This is a genomic window from Mesorhizobium sp. M0496 (assembly GCF_040321205.1).
Lineage (GTDB): Bacteria > Pseudomonadota > Alphaproteobacteria > Rhizobiales > Rhizobiaceae > Mesorhizobium.
On record NZ_JAMYRC010000098.1, the window covers coordinates 1 to 2,777 of the forward strand.

Below are 2,777 nucleotides of genomic sequence, written 5' to 3' on the forward strand. Positions count from 1 at the left end.
CAGGGTCAAGCTTTCGATGGGGAGACGCGATGATATTCTTCGAGGAGGAGTTTGACCTCCTCGATGCCTTCATCGGTGAAGGCCAAGATTCCGTCGTCATCGTTGGCGCCGTACACCCAGATGACGCCGTCCTCGGGCTCGAGACCGAGGGTCAGGTCCTGGATGAGCGCATCGCTGACGCCGAGGTCCCTGGCGACACGTTCGACGGTGTAGACGTGATGCACCTTATTGCGCTGCATGATCAGGCCGCCGCTGGTTGGGTCCGCAGTTTTGCGGATCTCCAATTCCACGGCAGCAAATCATCGATCCGATGGGCTGGGTGGGCTGCGATGCGCGCCAGGATATCGGCGAGCCAGGCCTGCGGGTCGATATCGTTCATCTTGGCGCTGACGATCAGGCTGTAGAGAACGGCAGCGCGCTGTCCGCCGCGATCGGAACCGCAGAACAGCCAGGACTTTCTGCCGAGAGCGATGCCGCGCAGGGCTCGCTCGGCTGCATTGTTCGATAGGCAGATCCGCCCGTCGTCGAGGAACCGGGCGAAGGATGACCAGCGGCGCAGCATGTAGTTGAAGGCCTTGGTCAGATCATGTCCGCGCGAGAGCTTGTCGCGCGTCTCAATCATCCAGGTCTCGAGCTCGGTGACCAGCGGCGCGCTCCGCTCTTGGCGCACGGCGTGGCGTTGGCCTGGTGACAGGCCGTTGATCGCGCGCTCGATATCGAACAGGGCATCGATGCGCTTCACGGCTTCGACCGCCAGCGGATAGACCAGGTTGGGCTTCTCGCCGCGCGCTTTCTTGCGCGCCGCCGCTTCGACATCGGCCAGCTCGAACACTTTGCGCCGGCTGTGGGCCCAGCAGCTGGCTTCCAGAATAGGCGCCGGCTGACGACCCGTCGCATAGAGATCGCCATAACCGCCATAGGCATCGGCCTGCAGAATGCCGCTCCAGCCGGCGAGATGCGCCGCGGGATGTTCGCCTCGGCGATCGCGGGAATAGTAGAACACCGCCGCCGGCGGATCGACACCGCCGAATGGTCGGTCATCACGCACATAGGTCCATAATCGGCCGGTATCGGTCTTGCCCTTGGCCAGGACCGGCACCGTCGTGTCGTCGCCGTGCAGACGTGAAGCGGCCAGCACATGGGCTTCGAGTCGCTTGAACAGCGGCATCAGCGCCGCGGCGCCGGCGCCGACCTGGTCGGCGAGCGTCGACAGGCTGAACGGCACGCCTTCGCGGGCATAGCGTTCGGCCTGGCGGTTGAGCGGCTGATGCTGGCCGAACTTCTCGAACAGGATCATCGCCAGCAGGCCGGGACCGGCCCAGCCGCGTGGGGTGGCGTGGAACGGCGCCGGAGCCTGGCTGATCGCTTCGCAGTCGCGGCAGGTGAACTTCTCCCGTACGTGCTGGATCACTTTCCATTGCCGCGGCACCACCTCCAGGGTCTCGGTGATATCCTCACCCAGCCTGCGCAGCCGATGGCCGCCGCAGCAATGGCAAGCGGTCGGCGCCGGCTCGACCACGCGTTCGCGCGGCAGATGCTCGGGAAATGGCTGGCGCGCCGGTCGCTTGCGCATGTAAGGCGCCACCTCGGTGGTCCGGGCCGCGGCCTGTTCGGCGGCGATCTCGTCTTCCGTCGCCGTGCTCTCGAGTTCCTCGAAGGTGAGTTCCATCTGGTCGTGCAGGCGGGCTGAGCGTTCAGAACTCTGACCATGCAGCGCCCGCTGCAGCTTCCGGATCGTCAGATGCTGATGCGCGATCAGCGCCGCATCATCCGATGCCTTGGCCCTGGCGACCGCCAGTTCGGCCTCGACCAGCGCAGCGCGTGCGGCCTCGTCTTCGGCTCTGGCCAGCGCCGCGGTCAGCGCTGCTCTCAGCGCGCCAATATCGTCCGGAACAGCATCCTGGGCGGTGGCAACCATGCCCTGGAGTGAATCATAAAACGCGTCCGCTGACTCGCGGAAAATGGCGCAAACTCAAAGAAAAACTCAGCCCGCGCGCTGCGGACGGAACGTGTGGCGCGGGTTGCGCCAATCGATCCCGTCGAGCATGTAGGCGAGCTGCGCCGGTGATATGGAAACCGTACCGTCCGCCGGCGACGGCCATAGAAACCGGCCCTTCTCGAGCCGTTTTGCATACAGCGACATGCCGAGCCCATCATGCCAGATAATCTTGATCAGATTGCCGCTGCGGCCGCGGAAGACATAAAGATCGCCGGCATGCGGATCCCGGCCCAACGTCTCCTGAACCTGCAGAGCGAGGCCCTGCATCCCGCGACGCATATCGGTCCGGCCGACCGCCAACCAGATCCGCACCTGGCTCGGGACCGGGATCATGAAACGCCCAGCGCCTTCACCATCGCCGCCGCCAGTGTCGGCGGCGTGGTCAACGGAATCCGCAGCCGCACCTTGCCGGCGATCTCCAGCTCGATCACCGCTGGTGGCGCCGCCGGCACCGAAGCGGCGACAGGCTCATCGGGAACCACGACAACTTCGGCAAAGCCCGTCTCGCGGGCTCTCATCGCGCGGCGCCACTTATAGATCAGGCTGGTCGCGACATCGTACTGGCGCGCTACCGCCGCCACTGTGGCCCCGGGCGCGAATGCCGCAGCCAGTATCCGGCACTGATCTTCTTCACTCCAACGACGACGACGCTCCGGCCCGGTCAATAACGTCACATGGCTCATGCTGTGCTGCTAACTACGCTCGTAAGGACGACCTTAAGAGCGCAGCCTCGCTTCCGTGCCATGCTCGCGCAAGGCGGCCCTCGCCGGAGGCGTAC

At 65.2% G+C, this 2,777-nt stretch carries 4 protein-coding genes; all 4 read right to left on the reverse strand.

What is annotated here, in order from left to right; genetic code table 11:
• Positions 1-5: 5 nt before the first annotated feature.
• The 4 genes from NKI73_RS33455 to tnpA all read right to left on the reverse strand — a co-directional run bounded on the left by NKI73_RS33455 (position 6) and on the right by tnpA (position 2,682).
• Complete coding sequence (locus NKI73_RS33455) at positions 6-239, reverse strand: hypothetical protein (protein ID WP_127297979.1); 234 nt, start codon at positions 237-239, stop codon at positions 6-8.
• Between the two features lie 2 nt (positions 240-241).
• Entirely contained in the window at positions 242-1,918 is a 1,677-nt protein-coding gene (gene tnpC, locus NKI73_RS33460; RefSeq protein WP_352636314.1) for an IS66 family transposase, read from the reverse strand.
• 66 nt (positions 1,919-1,984) lie between these two features.
• Positions 1,985-2,299 (reverse strand): IS66 family insertion sequence element accessory protein TnpB, encoded by a 315-nt coding sequence (gene tnpB, locus NKI73_RS33465; RefSeq protein WP_352636316.1) that lies wholly within the window; start codon positions 2,297-2,299, stop codon positions 1,985-1,987.
• Positions 2,300-2,328: 29 nt separating this feature from the next.
• Positions 2,329-2,682, reverse strand: coding sequence for an IS66-like element accessory protein TnpA (tnpA, locus tag NKI73_RS33470; RefSeq protein ID WP_127297976.1), 354 nt, complete (start codon positions 2,680-2,682; stop codon positions 2,329-2,331).
• Positions 2,683-2,777 lie beyond the last annotated feature (95 nt).

Coding starts and splice junctions, on each gene's coding strand:
- NKI73_RS33455 (WP_127297979.1), bottom strand. CDS start 239: ATGCAGCGCAATAAGGTGCATCACGTCTACACCGTCGAACGTGTCGCC.
- tnpC (WP_352636314.1), bottom strand. CDS start 1,918: ATGGTTGCCACCGCCCAGGATGCTGTTCCGGACGATATTGGCGCGCTG.
- tnpA (WP_127297976.1), bottom strand. CDS start 2,682: ATGAGCCATGTGACGTTATTGACCGGGCCGGAGCGTCGTCGTCGTTGG.